This window comes from Bradyrhizobium sp. USDA 10063 (assembly GCF_054063735.1).
Genome location: NZ_JBSSGP010000002.1, coordinates 1,629,620 through 1,647,455, shown reverse-complemented (window position 1 = coordinate 1,647,455; position 17,836 = coordinate 1,629,620). Strand labels below are relative to the sequence as shown.

At 65.2% G+C, this 17,836-nt stretch carries 16 protein-coding genes; 5 read left to right on the top strand and 11 right to left on the bottom strand.

What is annotated here, in order from left to right; genetic code table 11:
• Positions 1 to 74: 74 nt before the first annotated feature.
• Genes ACVJGD_RS09965 through topA form a run of 4 tightly spaced genes read right to left on the bottom strand, consistent with a single transcriptional unit; the run spans position 75 to position 6,363 of the window.
• On the bottom strand, positions 75 to 824 hold the full coding sequence (locus ACVJGD_RS09965; RefSeq protein ID WP_456634189.1) for an NUDIX hydrolase: 750 nt from the start codon (positions 822 to 824) through the stop codon (positions 75 to 77).
• Positions 825 to 859: 35 nt separating this feature from the next.
• Positions 860 to 1,300, bottom strand: a complete 441-nt coding sequence (locus tag ACVJGD_RS09960) for a DUF983 domain-containing protein (RefSeq protein ID WP_456634188.1) — start codon at positions 1,298 to 1,300, stop codon at positions 860 to 862.
• On the bottom strand, positions 1,288 to 3,621 hold the full coding sequence (rnr, locus tag ACVJGD_RS09955; protein WP_456634187.1) for a ribonuclease R: 2,334 nt from the start codon (positions 3,619 to 3,621) through the stop codon (positions 1,288 to 1,290). Before rnr ends, ACVJGD_RS09960 begins: the two co-directional genes overlap by 13 nt.
• Positions 3,622 to 3,627: 6 nt before the next feature.
• On the bottom strand, positions 3,628 to 6,363 hold the full coding sequence (gene topA / locus ACVJGD_RS09950) for a type I DNA topoisomerase (protein WP_456634186.1): 2,736 nt from the start codon (positions 6,361 to 6,363) through the stop codon (positions 3,628 to 3,630).
• Positions 6,364 to 6,590: 227 nt separating this feature from the next.
• On the opposite strand from topA, the gene ACVJGD_RS09945 reads away from it, so the two are divergent.
• Positions 6,591 to 6,833, top strand: a complete 243-nt coding sequence (locus tag ACVJGD_RS09945) for a hypothetical protein (RefSeq protein ID WP_456634185.1) — start codon at positions 6,591 to 6,593, stop codon at positions 6,831 to 6,833.
• Between the two features lie 947 nt (positions 6,834 to 7,780).
• Here ACVJGD_RS09945 and ACVJGD_RS09940 read toward each other — a convergent pair.
• Positions 7,781 to 8,254 carry a winged helix-turn-helix transcriptional regulator gene (locus ACVJGD_RS09940; RefSeq protein WP_456634184.1) on the bottom strand — a complete coding sequence of 158 codons (474 nt, stop codon included), beginning with the start codon at positions 8,252 to 8,254 and terminating at the stop codon, positions 7,781 to 7,783.
• Positions 8,255 to 8,358: 104 nt separating this feature from the next.
• Between ACVJGD_RS09940 and ACVJGD_RS09935 the strand changes: the two genes are divergently transcribed.
• Together ACVJGD_RS09935 and ACVJGD_RS09930 are read left to right on the top strand one after the other, a co-directional pair.
• The gene (locus ACVJGD_RS09935) at positions 8,359 to 9,147 is read left to right on the top strand and encodes an SDR family NAD(P)-dependent oxidoreductase (protein WP_456634183.1); all 789 of its coding nucleotides are present in this window, start codon (positions 8,359 to 8,361) and stop codon (positions 9,145 to 9,147) included.
• A gap of 215 nt (positions 9,148 to 9,362) precedes the next feature.
• Complete coding sequence (locus ACVJGD_RS09930) at positions 9,363 to 9,521, top strand: hypothetical protein (protein WP_456634182.1); 159 nt, start codon at positions 9,363 to 9,365, stop codon at positions 9,519 to 9,521.
• A gap of 134 nt (positions 9,522 to 9,655) precedes the next feature.
• Here the strand turns inward: ACVJGD_RS09930 and ACVJGD_RS09925 are convergent, their stop codons facing one another.
• The gene (locus ACVJGD_RS09925) at positions 9,656 to 10,264 is read right to left on the bottom strand and encodes an FMN-dependent NADH-azoreductase (RefSeq protein WP_456634181.1); all 609 of its coding nucleotides are present in this window, start codon (positions 10,262 to 10,264) and stop codon (positions 9,656 to 9,658) included.
• Between the two features lie 100 nt (positions 10,265 to 10,364).
• Here ACVJGD_RS09925 and ACVJGD_RS09920 point away from each other — a divergent pair, with 100 nt between their 5' ends.
• On the top strand, positions 10,365 to 10,766 hold the full coding sequence (locus tag ACVJGD_RS09920) for a winged helix-turn-helix transcriptional regulator (protein ID WP_456634180.1): 402 nt from the start codon (positions 10,365 to 10,367) through the stop codon (positions 10,764 to 10,766).
• A 212-nt stretch (positions 10,767 to 10,978) separates the two neighbouring features.
• Here the strand turns inward: ACVJGD_RS09920 and dprA are convergent, their stop codons facing one another.
• Positions 10,979 to 12,091: a DNA-processing protein DprA gene (gene dprA, locus ACVJGD_RS09915; protein ID WP_456634179.1), complete on the bottom strand. Its 1,113-nt coding sequence runs from the start codon at positions 12,089 to 12,091 to the stop codon at positions 10,979 to 10,981.
• A gap of 127 nt (positions 12,092 to 12,218) precedes the next feature.
• On the opposite strand from dprA, the gene ACVJGD_RS09910 reads away from it, so the two are divergent.
• Entirely contained in the window at positions 12,219 to 13,460 is a 1,242-nt protein-coding gene (locus tag ACVJGD_RS09910; RefSeq protein ID WP_456634178.1) for an amidase, read from the top strand.
• On the opposite strand, the gene ACVJGD_RS09905 is transcribed toward ACVJGD_RS09910, so the two are convergent.
• The 4 genes from ACVJGD_RS09905 to ACVJGD_RS09890 form a co-directional block, all read right to left on the bottom strand.
• Entirely contained in the window at positions 13,455 to 14,675 is a 1,221-nt protein-coding gene (locus ACVJGD_RS09905; RefSeq protein WP_456634177.1) for a patatin-like phospholipase family protein, read from the bottom strand. The genes ACVJGD_RS09910 and ACVJGD_RS09905 overlap by 6 nt on opposite strands.
• A 161-nt stretch (positions 14,676 to 14,836) precedes the next feature.
• Positions 14,837 to 15,433 (bottom strand): glycerol-3-phosphate 1-O-acyltransferase PlsY, encoded by a 597-nt coding sequence (gene plsY, locus ACVJGD_RS09900; protein WP_456634176.1) that lies wholly within the window; start codon positions 15,431 to 15,433, stop codon positions 14,837 to 14,839.
• Positions 15,434 to 15,468: 35 nt separating this feature from the next.
• Positions 15,469 to 16,770: a dihydroorotase gene (locus ACVJGD_RS09895; RefSeq protein WP_456634175.1), complete on the bottom strand. Its 1,302-nt coding sequence runs from the start codon at positions 16,768 to 16,770 to the stop codon at positions 15,469 to 15,471.
• 4 nt (positions 16,771 to 16,774) lie between these two features.
• Positions 16,775 to 17,728: an aspartate carbamoyltransferase catalytic subunit gene (locus ACVJGD_RS09890; protein WP_456634174.1), complete on the bottom strand. Its 954-nt coding sequence runs from the start codon at positions 17,726 to 17,728 to the stop codon at positions 16,775 to 16,777.
• Positions 17,729 to 17,836: the final 108 nt, after the last annotated feature.

The following is a 17,836-nucleotide window of genomic DNA, read 5'->3' as shown; positions in this document are numbered from 1 at the left end:
AGCAGATAGGCACGAAGCGGGGCGGCGCCACAGGGAAGATTATTTTGTTTTTGCACGCTTTCGCGACATGCCTGTCACGCTCCCAAAATGTCCTTCTGCATCTTGCCGCTGTAGAAATGGAAGAACGGCACCGGCGCGTCGTGGCTGAGGGGACCGGTGGCGAGCCGGCGGTCGAGCTCGGCGAGCACATTTTTGGTCATCGCATGCGCGTCCGCCAGCGGCTCGGAGCCGATCTCGACCCAGACCAATTCGACCAATTCCGCATCGGCATGCACCACCCCCTCGACGCGATGGGCGATGGCGGAGGCATCCGCCGTGAAGAAGCGGGTGTCGAAGCGGCGGACACGGCCGGGCGGGGTGATCGCGCGCGCAATCAGGAACAGGCCGGAGGGATCGGGCAGCAGGCCGGCATCGGCGAACGGCTTCCACGGACCATCGAGCTTGGCAGGCTTCTCGGCCTTGCGGCCGAGGCACAGGCCCGTTTCCTCGCAGGCCTCGCGGATCGCCGCGTTGGCCAGCGCGCGAGCTCGGCCGGGAGTGATCTTCGGGCTGCCCTTGAGCAGGTTCGCCTCAAGCTCGTTGCTGATGGGAGCCGCGACCGGCACGCGGTTGTCGGCCTTGTCGACGCGGCCGCCGGGGAAGACATATTTGCCGGGCATGAACACGACCTTGTCGTGGCGCTTGCCGACCAGCACCTTCGGCCTCGCACTGGAGCGATCGATCAGGATCAGCGTCGCGGCATCCTTGGGCCGGAAGTACGGATGATGATCCGCTTCCTTTTCTTCTCTGACTTCCTGTTTGATCGCGGTCGCTGCTTCGGTCATTCCATCCCCGTTTGTTGTTTTTGAACGTCGGCCTATCAGACCGGCGGGATATCGTCAGGCGCGTTCTCGTCAAAGCCATGCATCCGCATCGCCCACTGGAAGCCGACGACTGCGCCCTTGATCGGCTGCAACAGCAATAGCGACAATATCAGCGTCATCGGCAGATAGAACGAGAGCTGCAGCCATACTGGCGGCGAAAAGTCTTTCTCGATCCACAGCGCCAGTGGCACCATGATGTGGCCGACGACGACAATGACCAGATAGGCCGGAAGGTCATCGGCGCGATGGTGCGAAAGATCCAGGTCGCAGACGGGGCAGTGACCATCGACCTTGAGGAAGGCACGAAACAATTTACCTTCGCCGCAGCGCGGACAGCGGCAGCGAAAGCCGCGCTTCAAGGCCGTCCACAGGTCGCGCTTCTCGACCGCAGCAGCCTCGCGGGTCCACACCGTCGTCGCGGGCTTTATCGTTTCCATGACTTGCCTCGCTTCGATTTGCCGGACTTCTGCTTGCCCGGCTTGCGATCCTTCTTGCTCGGCGCGCGCCCCGCTTTCGCACCACGCACTTCTTTTTTCTTCCGCTCGCGGCGGCTCTCGCTTTTTCTGCCGCGCGGAATGGTTTGCCCGCCCGACAGCAATTCAAAGCGCAGCGCGCCGGCGATCGGAGCAGCTTCTACCAGACGCACGTCGACGACGTCACCCAACCGGTGCATGGCACCGCTGCGGGAGCCGATCAACGCATGCCGCGTCTCGTCATGGTCGTAATATTCGGCCCCGAGCGTGCGGATCGGGATGAAGCCGTCGGCCCCGGTGTCATCGAGCTTGACGAACAGTCCGGAGCGGGTGACGCCGGAAATGCGCCCCTGAAAGGTCGCGCCGACGCGATCGGCAAGATAATGCGCGATCAGCCGGTCGGCGGTCTCGCGCTCGGCCTTCATCGCGCGCCGCTCCGTCATCGAAATCTCGGCGGCGATCTCGGCAAGCGTCTCCGGCGTCTCGCTGTCGGGCAGGGCGCCATCGCCGAGCCCGAGCGCGCGGATCAACGCGCGGTGCACGATCAGGTCGGCGTATCGACGGATCGGCGAGGTGAAATGCGCGTAGCGCCGCAGGTTGAGGCCGAAATGGCCGTAATTCTCCGAGGAGTATTCCGCCTGCGCCTGCGAGCGCAGCACCACCTCGTTGACCAGCGTCTCGTAGTCCTCGCCCTCGACCTGGGCCAGCACGCTGTTGAATACGGACGGCCGCAGCGCGCCGGACTTCGTGAAGGGAAGATCGAGCGTCTTGAGGAATTCCTGGAGGTTGTGAACCTTCTCCTGCGTCGGCTCGTCATGCACGCGGTAGATCAGCGGCAGGCCCTTCTTCTCGAGCGCCTCGGCCGCAGCAACGTTGGCGAGGATCATGAACTCCTCGATCAGTCGGTGCACGTCGAGACGTTCGGGGACGATGACACGGTCGACCGTGCCGTCCGACTTCAGCAGGATCTTGCGCTCGGGCAGATCGAGGTCGAGCGGATCGCGCTCGTCGCGCGCGAGCTTCACGACCCTATACGCTTCCCAGAGCGGCTTCAGGATCGGATCGAGCAGGGGACCGGTCGTGTCGTCCGGCCTGCCATCGATCGCCGCCTGCGCCTGCGCATAGTGGAGCTTGGCGGCCGAGCGCATCAGCACGCGGTGGAAGGTGTGCGAGCGTTTGCGTCCGTCGGCGCCGATCACCAGCCGCACCGCGAGCGCGCCGCGCGGCTCGCCCGGCACCAGCGAGCAAAGATTGTTGGAGATGCGCTCAGGCAGCATCGGCACCACGCGGTCCGGGAAATAGACCGAGTTGCCGCGGACCAGCGCATCGTGGTCGAGGGCCGAGCCCGGCCGTACATAATAGGCGACGTCGGCGATGGCGACGTGGACAACGTAGCCGCCCTTGTTGTGCGGGTCGGGATCGACTTCCGCATGCACGGCGTCGTCGTGATCCTTTGCGTCCGGCGGGTCGATGGTGACCAGCGGGACATCGCGCCAGTCCTCGCGCCCCTGCAGCGTCGCTGGCCTGGCTTCCTCCGCTTCGCGCACGGCGGCGCGGGAAAATTCCTGCGGGATCTCGTGGGTGTGGATCGCGATCAGGCTGATCGCCTTTTCGCTCGCGATCGAGCCGAGCCGCTCCTTCACCTTGCCCGAAGCGAGGCCGAAGCCGCGGCTGCGGACGAGGTCGACGCTGACGAGGTCACCGTCCTTGGCGCCGCCGGCATCGGCCTGAGCGATGTTGAGTTCGCGTCCTGCCTGCTTCTTATCGACCGGCACCAAGCGCCCGCCGCCCTCGGGGAGGGCGCGGAAGAGGCCGAGCACGCGGGTCCTGGCGTGATCGATGACCTTGATGATGCGGCCGCGATACGGCGTGCCATCGGCGTCATCGACCATTTCGATGCGCAGCAGCGCGCGGTCGCCGACGCCGGCGGTGGTGCCGCGCTTCTGATGGCGCGGGGTGACGATGCGGATTTTCGGCGCGGTGCCGTTCTCTTCCGTATCCCACTCGGTCGGCGTCGCGATCAGCTCGCCGTCGGCATCGCGGCCGGTGACGTCGGCCATGACGGTGGGCGGCAGTGCGGCCGGCTCGTGTATCTTGCGGCCGCGCTTGGCGATCGTGCCGTCGTCGGCGAGCTCGCGCAACATGCGCTTCAGCTCGACACGATCGGCGTTCTTCAACCCGAATTCGCGCGCGATCTCCCGCGTGCCGACTTTTCCGGGATTGGCACGGATAAAGGCGACAATGGCGTCCCTGGCCGGAAAGCCATGGTCATGTCTGTGTTTCACTTACCCTCATGCTTTGCCCGCGCTTTTCTTCGCGGGCGCTTTCGATGTTGCGGCAGGTTTTGCCGCTGATGTCTTCGCCGCCTTCACCGGCGCGCGCGCCTTGCTGACGGCGTCCGATTTCGGCTTGCTCGCTGCCTTCTTCACCGCCGCCTTCTTGGCGGGCTTGGCTGCAGCTTCGCCGTCAGCCTTCGCGGGTTTTTCCGCCTTGGCTTTCTTGGCCTTCGCCTTGCCGCCGCCCTTGGCCGCGCGCTCGTCGATCAGCGCGATGGCGTCCGCAAGTGTCACCTCGTCAGGCGTCTTGTCGCTCGGGATCGTCGCATTGACGCCGCCGGCCGTGACGTAAGCACCATAGCGGCCGTTCTTCAGTGCGACCGCGCCAAGCGTCGGATGATCGCCGAGCGGCTTTCCGGGATCGGCGCCGAAGCGACGGCCGCTCGGACCTTTCGCGACCTTCTCCGCGATCAGCGTCACCGCGCGGTTGAGGCCGATATCGAAGACTTCGTCGCCGGCCTCCAGCGAGGCGTAGGTCTTCTCGTGCTTCACGAACGGGCCGAAGCGGCCGATGCCGGCGGTGATCGGTTGACCCGTCTCGGGATGCTTTCCGATCTCGCGCGGCAGCGACAAGAGCTTTAGCGCCAACTCGAGATCGACGTCGTTGGGTGAGGTACCCTTCGGAATGCCGGCGCGCTTCGGCTTCTCGCCTTCGGCATAATCCTTCTGTTCGCCGAGCTGGATGTAGGGCCCGAACCGGCCCGCCTTCACGGTGACGTCGAACCCGCTGTCCGGATCCTGGCCGAGAACGCGGTCGGCGGCGGCCTCTGAGTCGGCGGCGAGCGGCCTCGTGTAGCGGCATTCCGGATAGTTCGAGCAGCCGATGAAGGCGCCGAACTTGCCGGCCTTCAGGTTGAGCCGGCCGGTGCCGCAGGTCGGACACTGCCTGGGATCGCCGCCATCCGCACGCGGCGGATAGATGTGCGGACCCAGCATCTCGTCGAGCACATCGAGCACCTCGGCGACACGCAGGTCCTTGATGTCGTTGACCGCGCCGATGAAGTCGCGCCAGAAATCCTTCAGCACCTGCTGCCAGGAGATCTCGTTGTTCGAGATGCGGTCGAGCTGCTCCTCGAGATCGGCGGTGAAGTCGTATTCGACATAGCGGCGGAAAAAGTTTTCCAGAAACGCGATCACGACGCGGCCCTTGTCCTCGCCGTGCAGGCGCCGTTTCTCGAGCTTCACATAGCCGCGATCCTTCAGCACCTGCAGGATCGAGGCATAAGTCGAGGGCCGGCCGATGCCGAGCTCTTCCATGCGCTTGACCAGCGAGGCCTCCGAGAAGCGCGGCGGCGGCTCGGTGAAATGCTGGGTGACGGCGAGATCCTGCCGCTTCAACGGCTCGCCCACGCTCATCGAGGGCAGGCGGCGGGAGTCTTCGTCCTCCTCGTCGTCACGGCCCTCCTGGTAGAGTGCGAGGAAGCCGTCGAACTTGATCACCTGTCCCGAGGCGCGCAATTCCAGCACGCGCGATCCGGCCTTGGCTTCGATGTCGACGGTGGTGCGCTCGAGCTCGGCGGATTCCATCTGGCTCGCGATGGTGCGGGTCCAGATCAATTCGTAGAGCCGCGCCTGATCGTTATCCAGCCGCCGGCGCAGTTCGGCGGGACGGCGCGACAGGTCGGTCGGGCGGATCGCTTCGTGCGCTTCCTGCGCATTCTTGGCCTTGGTCTGATACTGGCGCGGCGCGTCGGGCACATAGGCGTTGCCGAAATCCTCACCGATCACTTTCCGCGCCTGGGTGATCGCGGACGGATCGATCTGCACGCCGTCGGTACGCATATAGGTGATGAGGCCGGTGGTCTCGCCGCCGATGTCGATGCCTTCATAGAGCCGCTGCGCGATCCGCATCGTATGCGCCGGCGCGAAGCCGAGCTTGCGGCTGGCTTCCTGCTGCAGCGTCGAGGTGGTGAAGGGCGCCTGCGGGTTGCGGCGCGCGGGCTTTGCTTCGACGGTCGCAACCTTGAACAGCGCGGCTTCGATCGCTTTGCGAAATTCTTCGGCTTCGGCACCGGAGCCGATGTCGAGCCGCGCGATCTTCTTGCCGTCGGCGCCGACGAGGCGCGCCTCGAAGGCTTCGCCGCGCGGGGTCAGGAGGGTGGCGACCAGCGACCAATATTCCCTCGCCACGAACTTCTCGATCTCGAGCTCGCGGTCGCAGACCAGCCGCAGCGCCACCGACTGCACCCGGCCGGCCGAACGCGCACCCGGCAGCTTGCGCCAGAGCACGGGGGAGAGGGTGAAGCCGACGAGATAGTCGAGCGCGCGGCGCGCCATATAGGCATCGACCAGCGCGCCATCGATCTGGCGCGGCGCCTTCATCGCTTCCGAGACCGCCTGCTTGGTGATGGCGTTGAACACCACGCGCTCGATCTTCTGATCCTTCAGCGCGCGCTTTTCCTTCAACACCTCCAGCACATGCCAGGAGATCGCCTCGCCCTCGCGATCAGGGTCGGTTGCGAGGATCAGACGATCGGCACCCTTGAGCGCCTTGGCGATGTCATTGAGTCGGCCGGCGGCCTTGGGATCGACCTCCCAGATCATCTGGAAATTGGCGTCCGGATCGACCGATCCGTTCTTGGCGGGGAGGTCGCGGACATGGCCGAACGACGCCAGGACCTCATAGGAGGATCCCAGATACTTGTTGATCGTCTTGGCTTTGGCCGGCGACTCCACGATGACGATATTCATGTCATTCCAATAGCTTACGGGAGGAACTGAAGGCGGGTTCCGCGAGACTCGCGGATCGCTCTGTCGGGGCGAACATGGGTGTTGAGGGGCCCCCTGTCAAATCGAAGGATAATGAGGGGGTGAGGCAGGCCTACGACTTAATATCTAGGAAGTTGCAAAATGCGTCCTAGAGTTGCGGCCGGAAAGGGCCTATTCTTTATCCAAAATGATGCTTTTGGAAGAAATTTTTGGCTAGGGCGGGAGGCCGCCGGAAGCGTTCCGCGTCCGGTCGGGAGAAGCGATCGCAACTGGATGAAACCGGCGAGGAGGGCGGCCCCGACGAGGCCGTGGCCTTCATTGCGGAGACTGTGTCCGAGCTGATGAAACTCGCGGAACGCCACCGCCTGGAGGTGCTGAGCCATCTGTTGGGCATGGCCAAGCTCGAGGCCGAAGAGCGGCTGCGGCTGCGCAGCAAGCGGAGGTTGTCGTGAGGGGAGCTGCCAGACCCTCATGGTGAGGAGCGCGCAGCGCGCGCGTCTCGAACCATGAGGCCCGCCGGTGGCCTCGCCCTTCGAGACGCGCTTCGCGCTCCTCAGGGTGAGGAGATAGATCGGAGGGCGCGGCTCTCTGGATTTCGGATTCAATTTTCAAACAGCTCTCCGCTGTCATCGTCCGGCTTGACCGGACGATCCAGTATTCCAGAGGCATTTGGGCTTAGTCGAGAAGCCGCTGGTTACTGGATGCCCCGCCTTCGCGGGGCATGACGGTGGAGTATGGGAAGAGGATGTGAGTCCGCGTTCTCGCGGCACGAGATGCCCGAGTTTTGATTCACTTGTCACCCTCCTCGATAGCAGAGGGCGCAGGGAAAGCCGGGTGCCGGTTGCACCCGTGGGCCCCGTGCAACAAAAAGCACGGGGGTAGGACCACAGGTCAACCGAAGCAACTCCGGCTTTCCCTGCGCGATGGTTTACGGCTTACTTCGTGCTCTCCCCGGTGACCGGGCTTTCTTGCCACCGTCATCTCTCGCGCGAACTTCTTCGCGCAAAAAACTTAGCGCCAGCGTCGGGGCGCCAGAACCACACGACTTCGCCGTCCACGGATAGTCACGCTCGTCAGTCGCAACACCCGCGTCCACCGCATCTCACCGCAACGTTCGTGACGATCGCGACCCGCCCCTCATCTAGGTGAGACGCGCGAAGTTAAATCACTGATTTGCCCGACGACGGAAGCGCTTTATTTTTTGCGCGAGGGATGGACAGACTTTCGGTGATTTGCCCGTCGGGCAATTTTTGCATGGCTCGTGCGTCATGCACATTGTCATTCCGGGCTCGCGCCAAGAGGCGCGCCCCGGAATGACGGAGAGTCAGGAGCCCGTGGCTCATCCCTCGAGACGCCGCTTCGCGGCTCCTCGGGATGAGGGTGGGTTTGTGGTGCAGCGCTACGCCCCAGCGCGCTTCGCCCGCTTGGGCGCGCCGCGCTTCAAGGCGATGTCGGCGGACGAGAGCAGTCGGCCGTCCTGGGAGCACAGCGCGAGTTTTTTCACCGGCTTGCCTTTCTCACGGTCGACCATGGTGGTGCCGATCTCTTCCGGGTGATCGTCGAATTCCTCGCTCCACTGCCGGAGCGCGACCAGAATCGGAAAGACGCCGAAGCCCTTTGGGGTCAGCACATATTCCTGATAGGCGCTGCCGTCGGAAGCGGGGGCCAATTCGAGGATGCCTTGGTCCACCAGCGCGCGCAGCCGCAAGGTGAGGATGTTCCTCGCGAGCCCCAGACTCTTCTGGAATTCGCCGAAGCGGCGCCGGCCCATCAGCGCATCACGGATGATCAATAGCGACCACCAGTCGCCCAGCACATCCAGCGAGCGCGCGATCGGGCACTCCGCGCCCTCAAGGCTTGTCCGCTTCACCATCAAGATCTCCGTCGAACGCAATCACAGGCTTGTGTAGTTGCATTATAAAACCAGATCGCCTAGTTGTCCAATCTAGTTTAATAATGCAACCACTGGAGGCTATCGTGAGACTGGCGAACAAGACGGCATTGATCACAGGAGGCAACAGCGGCATCGGTCTTGCGACCGCACGTCTGTTCGTTCAGGAGGGCGCCAAGGTTGCCATCACCGGGCGAAACGTGGCGACGCTGGAAGCGGCCGCGCAGGAGCTGGGACCGAATGCGCTCGCGATCGTCGCCGACGCCACCGACGTCGCGGCGACGGAAGCCGCGGTCGCGCAGGCCGTGAAGAAATTCGGCAAGCTCGACATCCTCTTCGCCAATGCCGGCATTCCCGGCCAGACGCCGCTCGGCGGCACCACGCTCGCGGCCTTCGAGCAGGTGATCCGCACCAATTTGACCGCCGTGTTCTTCACGGTGCAGGCGGCCGTGCCGCATCTCAATGACGGCGCTTCGGTCATCCTCAACGGGTCGGTGATCTCGATGCTAGGAAATCCGGGCTATTCCGCCTATGCCGCAAGCAAGGGCGGCGTGCGCGCGATGGCGCGCGTGATGGCTTCCGAGCTGTCGCCGCGCGGCATTCGGGTCAATGTGGTCGCGCCTGGTGCCATCCGCACGCCGATCTGGGGTGCCGCGACCGCGACGCCAGAAGCGGAAAAGGCATTCGAGGGACGTATCGCACTGTCGACGCCGCTGCGCGGGCTGGGCGAACCTGACCACATCTCAAGGACGGTGCTGTTCCTGGCTTCCGATGATTCCGCGCATATCCACGGGCAGGAGCTGTTCGTCGATGGCGGTGCCACGGCTTTGCCTGCCGGCGCTCCGATCTATCGGGGACAGAGCCCGCGGCAATAATCGCGCGATCCGGTCAGCGCGCTTTCGAGCGACACCGGCTCGCGGAAAAGCGCCTTAAGAGCGGAAGGTCTAGCGCGGCGGCGACACATTGCCGCGCGCTTGCCGGATCAGGCTGCCGTAGACTAGGTAGGAGGATTGAACCTTGGTCGTAACTGCCAAGACAGTTCTGGTGGGGGCAGAGAAACTTCTTTGACCATCGGATTTGGAGAGCAGCCATGCCGACCACCATCCGAGTCCCCACTTCGGTCCCGACTTCCCGTGCCCCGCGGAAGTCAGACGACGCGCAATTTGTATCCGTCGCCCTGTTTGCCGGTATCGGTCTGTTGATTTCCCTGATCGCCGTGATCTTCGGCGAGCAGGGCGCCTGGCATTAGCTGCGACCTCAAGGCATGCGGGTCGGTTGAAGACACATGCTATCTCCATTCGTCATGGCCGGGCTTGACCCGGCCATCCACGTCTTTCTTGTCGCTGCAACGTGGATGCCCGGGTCAAGCCCGGGCATGACGGCTCAAGCCGCGGTGAGACTACCGGCGGCTTGCAGCGCGCCCGCGACGGCCTTTTCCCGATGCTCCGGCCCGACCTGGATTCCGTCGGCGGAAATGAATTCGGGATTGCTCACCCCGATGAAGCCGAACACCCAGCGCAAATAGGTCTCCAAATGCTCAGCCACCGCCATCGGCGTGCCCGGGCCGTAATAGCCACCGCGCGAGATCGCGACGATGATGCGCTTGTTGCCGGCGAGGCCCTCGACGCCGGCGGCGCTGTACTTGAACGTCTTGCCGGCGATCAGGATGCGATCGATCCACGCCTTGAGCTGGCTGGGAATCGTGAAATTGTACATGGGCGCGCCGAGCACGACGATGTCGGCGGCGAGAAACTCCTCCAGCATCTGCTGGCCCGCGGCGATGTCCGGCTGCAGCGACGCCTCCGGGGTGGCGCCCTGGCTGGCGGCGAGATGGGAACCTGAGAGATGGGCGAGCGGGGTCGTCGTGAGGTCTCGATAGGTGAGTTCGATGCCGGGCTGGGTCTTGCGCAGCCGGTCAACGATGGCGGCGGAGACCTGACGGCTGACGGAGTGGGGGCCGAGCACGCTGGAGTCGAGATGCAGGAGTTTCATGGTGGGTGTCACCCTTTGGTATAGGTTTGTAACTGGCGCTATATGAGTGACCGTGGCAGAACCCCGCAAGAACGCACATTTTTCTAACCGGAGCACATCAGTGAAACCCGAGCACATCCCTGTGCCTGTCCTGGAGCCCATCCCACATGCCAGCAGCGACTGCCGTGGCGTGGCCTCGGTGCTGGGGCGGGTCGGGGACAAATGGAGCGTGCTGGTGATCATGTTGCTCATCAATGGGCCGCGCCGCTTCAACGAGCTCAAGCGCACGATCGGCGGCATCTCGCAGCGGATGCTGACGCTTACGCTGCGCGGGCTGGAGCGTGACGGGCTCGTCACACGCACGGTGTTTCCAACCATTCCGCCGCGGGTCGACTATGAGCTGACCGATCTCGGCCGCGGGCTTGCAAACCCGGTGCAGGCGCTCGGCCAGTGGGCGTTCGAGCACCTGCCCGAGATCGAGCGCGCGCGAGGCGAGTTCGATGCGCGCAGCGAGCAGGGGTGAACTACGGGCGATGAATTTGAGGTGAAGCAATGGCGAGCGCCGTTTCTTCCTTCACCTCTCCCCAGCGGGGAGAGGTCGGATCGCGTTAGCGATCCGGGTGAGGGGGCTGCGCTCTATCGAGGGACCGTAACCCCTCACCCGCGCCTTCGGCGCGACCTCTCCCTACGGGAGAGGTGAACGTGCCCCCGCTTGATCTGATGCATACTGGCGCCTCAAACCAATGATACCAACCCGCCGCCGTGGCGATCGAGACGGCCGGCGAGTTCAAGCTCCAAAAGCACCGTGCGAACGATGGTGGCTGACAGGCCCGACATCCGGATCAGGTCGTCAAGGCTGACCGGGCTCGGCCCGAGCAGCGCGAGGATGCGTTCGCGCTCGCTTGGATCGGTGTCGAAATCGAGCGGCTCGTCATCGCTTTCGCGCGCCGCGAGCGTGAACGGCCGCTCCATGATCGGCTGGACCGCGTTGATGATGTCGCTCGCGCAGGTCACGAGCGCCGCGCCCTGCTTGATCAGATCGTTGGTGCCGGCGGCGCGCGGATCGAGCGGGGAGCCGGGGACGGCGAACACCTCGCGGCCTTGTTCGGCGGCCATGCGCGCTGTTATCAGCGAACCCGAGCGGTGCGCGGCTTCGACGATGACGACGCCGAGCGCCGCACCCGAGATCAGGCGGTTGCGGCGCGGGAAGTCGCGGGCGCGCGGGACATGGCCGAGCGGCATTTCGGAAATCGCCGCGCCCTGTTCGAGCAGGGCGGCGAGCAGGTCTTCGTGCTCGGGCGGATAGATCCGGTCATGGCCGCCGGCGAGCACCGCGACGGTGCCGGTCCCTGTGGTGGCGCGATGCGCGGCCTGGTCGATGCCGCGGGCGAGACCGGAGATCACGACGAAGCCGGCATCGCCGAGATCGCGGGCGAGGGCACTGGCAAATTTCAGCCCCGCGCCGGAAGCGTTGCGTGAGCCGACGATCGCGATCATCGGCCGCGCCAACACGTCGAGCGCGCCGCGCACCGCGAGCAGCGGCGGCGCGTCATCGATCGTGGCAAGCCGCGTCGGATAGGAGGCCTCGCCCGGCGCGACCAGGCTGATACCGTGCTTGTTGCAGGCCGCAAGTTCGGCCTTTGCCTCCTCGACCGTGCAGATGCGTCCCGCACCTCCGCCGCCACGGCGCGCCATGTCGGGCAGGTGCTCCAGCGCGGTGCGGGCGTCGCCGAAATGATTGAGCAGCGAGCGGAAGGTGCGTGGGCCGACATGCTCCGAGCGGCTCAACCGCAGGCGGTCGAGACGTTCGGAATCGGTGAGTTGGTGCTTTGGCGTCCGGTCATGCATGGCGCCAACATGGATCAACCGCAGCGCGCAGGCAACGGTCCCGGGGGTGAGCCATTCGCTGGTGTGCCTTGCCCCATCGCGAGGCGGTCCTTAAAAACAATACCGCCAATGAAGGGAGAAATTCCCCATGATCTCGCTCGCCGAACTCACTCGCCGCATCGAGCAGGGCGAACTGTCGCCCGACGCAGCGCTCGCCCAATCGCTCGCGGCGATCGATGCAGAGGAGAGGATGATCGGCGCCTTCGTGTCGCGGGCGGAGAGTCCGCGCGCGCAAGCCTCGGGGCCGTTGCGCGGTATTGCGGTCGGGATCAAGGACATCATCGACACCGCGGATTTCCCGACCGAGATGGGGGCGGCGATCTACCGGGGAAACCGTCCGCGCGCCGACGCGCCTGTCGTGATGATGCTGAAGCAGGCCGGCGCCACCATTATCGGCAAGACCACGACCACGGCGTTCGCCGCGAACGATCCGACGGCGACGCTCAATCCGCGCAATCATGACCACACGCCGGGCGGATCGTCGGCGGGCTCGGCGGCGGCGGTCGCGGCCGGCATGATTCCGCTGGCGCTGGGGACGCAGACGGCAGGCTCGGTGATCCGGCCGGCGTCGTTTTGCGGCGTGGCCGCGATCAAGCCGTCCTACCGGCTGCTGCCGACGGTCGGCGTCAAATGCTTTTCCTGGACGCTCGACACCGTCGGCCTGTTCGCGGCTGGAGTGAGCGACCTCGCGGTGGCGCTGGCAGCGATGACGGGCCGGCCGGCGCTGCTGTTGCCCGACACGATCACGGCGCCGCGGATCGGCGTCGTCACGCAGGGCTTTGCCGGTGCGCCGGATGCATCGGGCGCGGAGGCATTGCGGATCGCGGCGCAGGCGGCCGAGCGCGCCGGCGCTTCGGTGCGCGCGCTGTCATTGCCTGAGATCGTCGCGGAAGCCTGGCGCATTCAGCCGGTGGTGCAGGATTTTGAAGCGCATCGGTCATTCGCCTGGGAATATCGCGAGAACCATGACGCGATGCCGCCATTGCTGCGCGGCCGCCTCGACAAGAGCAAGGATTTGACTGCGGCTCAATATGACGAGGCGGTCGACATTGCCGGCCGCGCACGGCAGGCTCTCACTGAGACGTTTGGGGATGTCGACGTGCTCCTGACCCTGTCGGCATCAGGTGCTGCGCCGAAAGGACTCTGGTCGACCGGCGATGCCCGCTACAACCGGCTGTGGACGCTGATGGGCGTGCCGTGCGTCAACGTTTCAGCTTATGTCGCCGAGGCCAATTTGCCTGTCGGCGTGCAGGTGATCGCGCCGTTCGGCGCCGACGCCAAGGCGCTAGCGGCGGCGCGCTTTGTCGAAAGGGCGCTGGCGAAATTATAGCAGTGCGGGCTCGGCGATACGCGACTTGCGCGGCGTTTCGATCCGCGTCGAGCCGGCGTCTTGCGCCAGGAAACGTTCGGCGGCCTTGCGGCCGCTCCGATGCAAGAGGCGGATGAAGCCGGGGCCGAGATCGGTGGCGCTGCGCTGGGCGAGCCCGTCGATCTCGTCTTCCGCCGCGATCCTGAATAGCCGCAGCGACGGTGCGGCGGCAGGGCGCGCCCATTCCAGCGCCGCGATTTCGGCGTTGAGAACGGAATTGGCCGTGATCTGGTCGAGGCGGCGATCGATCGCCGCCGGCGTGATCGGGACATAGCTGTCGCGCGCCGGCGTGACCTGGACGACCAGCACGTTGGAGGTCTCGGAGTCCTGCACGAGCCGGACCAGCGGAGGATTGGCGCCGAAGCCGCCGTCCCAATAGGACTCGCCGTCGATTTCGACCGCGCAATGGATCAAAGGCGGACAGGTCGAGGCAAGCAGCACGTCGGCGGTGATCTCGGCATTGCCAAAGACCTGCTGCCGGCCGTCGCGGACGCGCGTCGCTGCGACGAGAAGTTTCGGGCAGGCAGGGCTCTGCAGCGCGGTGAAATCGATGTCTCTTGCAAGCGCCTGGCGCAGCGGATCGAGGTCGAACGGATCGAACTGGCCGGACCGCAGCGTCGGCCCGAATGCAACCGACCGTCCGGCCGGCGAGAATCCTCCGACCAGCATCAGCGAGCGGAAGGAGGCCTCGTGCATGATCCGCATCCAGAACCGGTTGAGTGCGGCGCGCGCGCCTTCGCGACCACCTTCCACCAGGCCGCAAGCGAGCAGTGCGGCGTTGACGGCGCCGGCGCTGGCACCGCTGATGGCGTCGAACGCGCAATCCGGTTCTTCCAGCAGCCGCTCGAGCGCGCCCCAGGTGAAAGCGGCGAAGGTGCCGCCGCCTTGCAACGCCAGCGACAATTTTCGCGGAGGCCAGAGGGGCGGTTCGCCTGCATGCGCCTTTTTCGGCTTACTGACCGGCGAGCGTGCCGGCAGGTCGGCCCGCGCCGACTGCATATTAAGGATGGCGTCCGGTAGTGACGGGGCAGGCCGCTCAGCTTCGGCGCTGGAGTTGGCTGGTGAACTGACCGCGCGCGGCGTGTCGTCGGAGAATGACCAGATCTCGGAGGCCGCGAGCAGGGCGCTCGCGCTGGACGTGTTCACCGGACACGACGAGACATCGCGCGCGCTCATTCCGCCAATCCCATCCTGCTCGATCCCGTCCATCTGACGCAATCGTATGAACCGTATGACGCCGTTTGAATCGCAGGATGACAGCCCGCGTTACTGTTTGCCAGTATCGCGCAAGAATTTCGGATAGATGTGACCGGTCCTCAACAGGTTGATGGCGAATTCTAGGCCTTTTGGCCGATTCGCCCCTCGGTTCCCGCCAGCAAGCGCTTGATGTTCTCGCGGTGGGTGTAGAACAGCATGAGCATCAGCACCGCGGCGAACGCGCCGAGTGCGGCGTGGCCGAACCACCACAGGAAGATCGGGGTGACGAGGGCGGCAACCAGTGCCGAGAGTGACGAATAGCGCGTGGTGAACGCGGTCGCGAGCCAGACCGCGCCATAGACGGCGGCAGCCGGCCAGAACAGGCCAATCAGCACGCCGATATAAGTGGCGACGCCCTTGCCGCCCTTGAATCCGAGCCAGATTGGATAGAGATGGCCAAGGAAGGCGCCGAGCCCCGCCACCATCGCCGCATTCGGGCCGCCGAGATAGCCTGACAGCACGACCGCCGCCGTGCCCTTCAGCATGTCGAAGATCAGCGTCGCGGCGGCGAGCCCCTTGCGCCCGGTGCGCAGCACATTGGTGGCGCCGATATTGCCGGAGCCGATTGAGCGCAAATCCTGCGTGCCGGCGATCTTGGTCAGGACCAGGCCGAACGGGACCGAGCCGAAGATATAGCCGATCAGCAATGCGACGATCAGGAAGGCGTCAGAGGACATGGCTGGCGCTCCCGCCGCGGTTTGTTTCTGGCATGTTACACATGCTCATACACTGTCCGCCCGCCGACAATGGTGCGCATGACGCGGCCGGAGAAGCGAGCTTCGTCGAACGGCGTGTTCTTGCACAGCGATTTGAGATCGACGGGATCGAGCACCCAGGGCGTGTCAGGATCGATCACGATCACATCGGCCGGCGAGCCCGCGCGCAGCGAGCCGCCGGGCAGGCCGAGCAACTCCGCAGGACGGGTCGACATCGCCCGGATCAACGTCTTGAAATCCATCTCGCCATTATGGATCAACCGCAGTCCCGCGGGCAGCATGGTCTGCAGCCCGACCGCGCCGAAGGCGGCCTCGGCGAACGGCAGGCGCTTGACCTCGACATCCTGCGGATTGTGATCGGACATGATGACATCGATGAGACCGGAGGCCAGCGCCGCGACCAAGGCCTGGCGGTCCTCCTCAGTGCGCAGCGGCGGCGACAGTTTCAGGAACGTCCTGTAGGGCCCGATGTCGTTCTCGTTCAGCGTGACGTGGTTGATCGAGACGGAGGCCGAGACGTCGGCGCCGGCATCGCGGGCGCGTTTGAGGATTTCAAGCGACTCCGCCGTGGTGAGGGAGGCGGCGTGATAGCGCCCGCCGGTCAGCGCCGCGAGCCGCACGTCGCGCTCGAGCATGATCGACTCGGCGGCATTCGGAATGCCGGCAAGCCCCAGCCTGGTCGCGAACTCGCCCTCGTTCATCACGCCTTCGCCGACGAGGTCGGGATCCTCGGTGTGATGCACGATCAGCGCGTCGAAATCGCGCGCATAAGTCAGCGCACGGCGCATCACCTGCGCGTTGGTGACGCTCTTGTCGCCGTCGGTGAAGGCGACCGCGCCGGCGGCCTTCAAAAGCCCGATCTCGGTCATCTCCTCGCCGCGCAGGCCCTTGGTCAGCGCCGCCATCGGATGGATGTTGACGATCGCGGTGTCGCGGGCGCGGCGCATCACGAAATCGACGGTCGCCGAATTGTCGATCACGGGCGAGGTGTTCGGCTGGCAGATGATGGTGGTGATGCCGCCGGCGGCCGCGGCGAGACTGGCCGAGGCGAAGGTTTCGCGATGGTTCGCGCCGGGCTCGCCGACAAAGGCGCGCATGTCGATCAGGCCGGGAGCCACGATCTTGCCGGCGCAATTGACGATGTCGGTGCCCTCGGGGACGCCGGCGGTGCCGATGCCGCGCTTGGAGTCGCGGATCATCCCATCCGCGATCAGGACGTCGGCCGGCCCGTCGAGATCGCGTGAGGGATCGACGACGCGGGCATTGGCAAGCAGGATTGGGCGACGATCGGTCAGCATGATCTCACGCGTTCGGCAGGTTGCGGGCGAGCGCTTCCAGCACCGCCATCCGCACTGCCACTCCCATTTCGACCTGTTCGCGGATCACCGACTGCGCGCCGTCGGCCACGGCCGAGTCGATCTCGACGCCGCGGTTCATCGGCCCCGGATGCATCACCAGCGCGTCTGATTTGGCGTAGGACAGCTTCTTCTGGTCGAGGCCGAAATACTGGAAATATTCGCCCGACGACGGCACGAAGGAGCCGTTCATGCGCTCGCGCTGCAGGCGCAGCATCATCACGATGTCGGCACCGTCAAGCCCCTCGCGCATGTCGCGGGCGACCTCGACTCCCATCCGCTCGATGCCCCGTGGCAGGAGCGTCGAGGGCGCAACCGCGCGGACGCGGGCGCCCATGGTGTTGAGCAGGAGGATGTTGGAACGGGCGACACGCGAATGCATGACGTCGCCGCAGATCGCGACCACGAGCCCTTCGATCCGGCCCTTGTTGCGGCGGATCGTCAGCGCGTCCAGCAGGGCCTGGGTCGGATGCTCGTGCGCGCCGTCGCCGGCATTGATCACGGAACCGTCAACCTTGCGCGCCAGGAGTTCCACCGCGCCGGAAGCGTGGTGGCGTACCACCAGGATATCCGGATGCATCGCGTTCAGCGTCACCGCGGTATCCATCAAGGTCTCGCCCTTGCGCATCGAGGACGAGGACACGGACATGTTCATGACGTCGGCGCCCAGCCTTTTCCCCGCGATCTCGAAGGAGGATTGCGTGCGGGTCGAGGCCTCGAAGAACAGGTTGACCTGGGTGCGGCCGCGCAGGGAAGCGCGTTTCTTGTCCACCTGGCGGTTGAGCTCGACATATTCCTCGGACAGGTCGAGCAGCCCGGTGATGTCGGCAGCGGAAAGCCCCTCGATGCCCAGCAAGTGCCGGTGACCGAGGACAAAGGTCGATTTCAATGATGGGGTCATTAAAGCCAGAGCTATAGGCGTGGATGGTCGGCGGGGCAAGCGGGAATAGGGGGTGGATGAGTTATCCCCGGGTCTGTCGTAGACTGGTCATGCCAGCCGTGATGGGGG

Bases quoted from the DNA above. Each gene is read 5' to 3' on its own strand.
- ACVJGD_RS09965 (WP_456634189.1), bottom strand. From the start codon at position 824: ATGACCGAAGCAGCGACCGCGATCAAACAGGAAGTCAGAGAAGAAAAG.
- ACVJGD_RS09960 (WP_456634188.1), bottom strand. From the start codon at position 1,300: ATGGAAACGATAAAGCCCGCGACGACGGTGTGGACCCGCGAGGCTGCT.
- topA (WP_456634186.1), bottom strand. From the start codon at position 6,363: ATGAATATCGTCATCGTGGAGTCGCCGGCCAAAGCCAAGACGATCAAC.
- ACVJGD_RS09940 (WP_456634184.1), bottom strand. From the start codon at position 8,254: ATGGTGAAGCGGACAAGCCTTGAGGGCGCGGAGTGCCCGATCGCGCGC.
- ACVJGD_RS09930 (WP_456634182.1), top strand. From the start codon at position 9,363: ATGCCGACCACCATCCGAGTCCCCACTTCGGTCCCGACTTCCCGTGCC.
- ACVJGD_RS09925 (WP_456634181.1), bottom strand. From the start codon at position 10,264: ATGAAACTCCTGCATCTCGACTCCAGCGTGCTCGGCCCCCACTCCGTC.
- dprA (WP_456634179.1), bottom strand. From the start codon at position 12,091: ATGCATGACCGGACGCCAAAGCACCAACTCACCGATTCCGAACGTCTC.
- ACVJGD_RS09910 (WP_456634178.1), top strand. From the start codon at position 12,219: ATGATCTCGCTCGCCGAACTCACTCGCCGCATCGAGCAGGGCGAACTG.
- ACVJGD_RS09905 (WP_456634177.1), bottom strand. From the start codon at position 14,675: ATGAGCGCGCGCGATGTCTCGTCGTGTCCGGTGAACACGTCCAGCGCG.
- plsY (WP_456634176.1), bottom strand. From the start codon at position 15,433: ATGTCCTCTGACGCCTTCCTGATCGTCGCATTGCTGATCGGCTATATC.
- ACVJGD_RS09895 (WP_456634175.1), bottom strand. From the start codon at position 16,770: ATGCTGACCGATCGTCGCCCAATCCTGCTTGCCAATGCCCGCGTCGTC.
- ACVJGD_RS09890 (WP_456634174.1), bottom strand. From the start codon at position 17,728: ATGACCCCATCATTGAAATCGACCTTTGTCCTCGGTCACCGGCACTTG.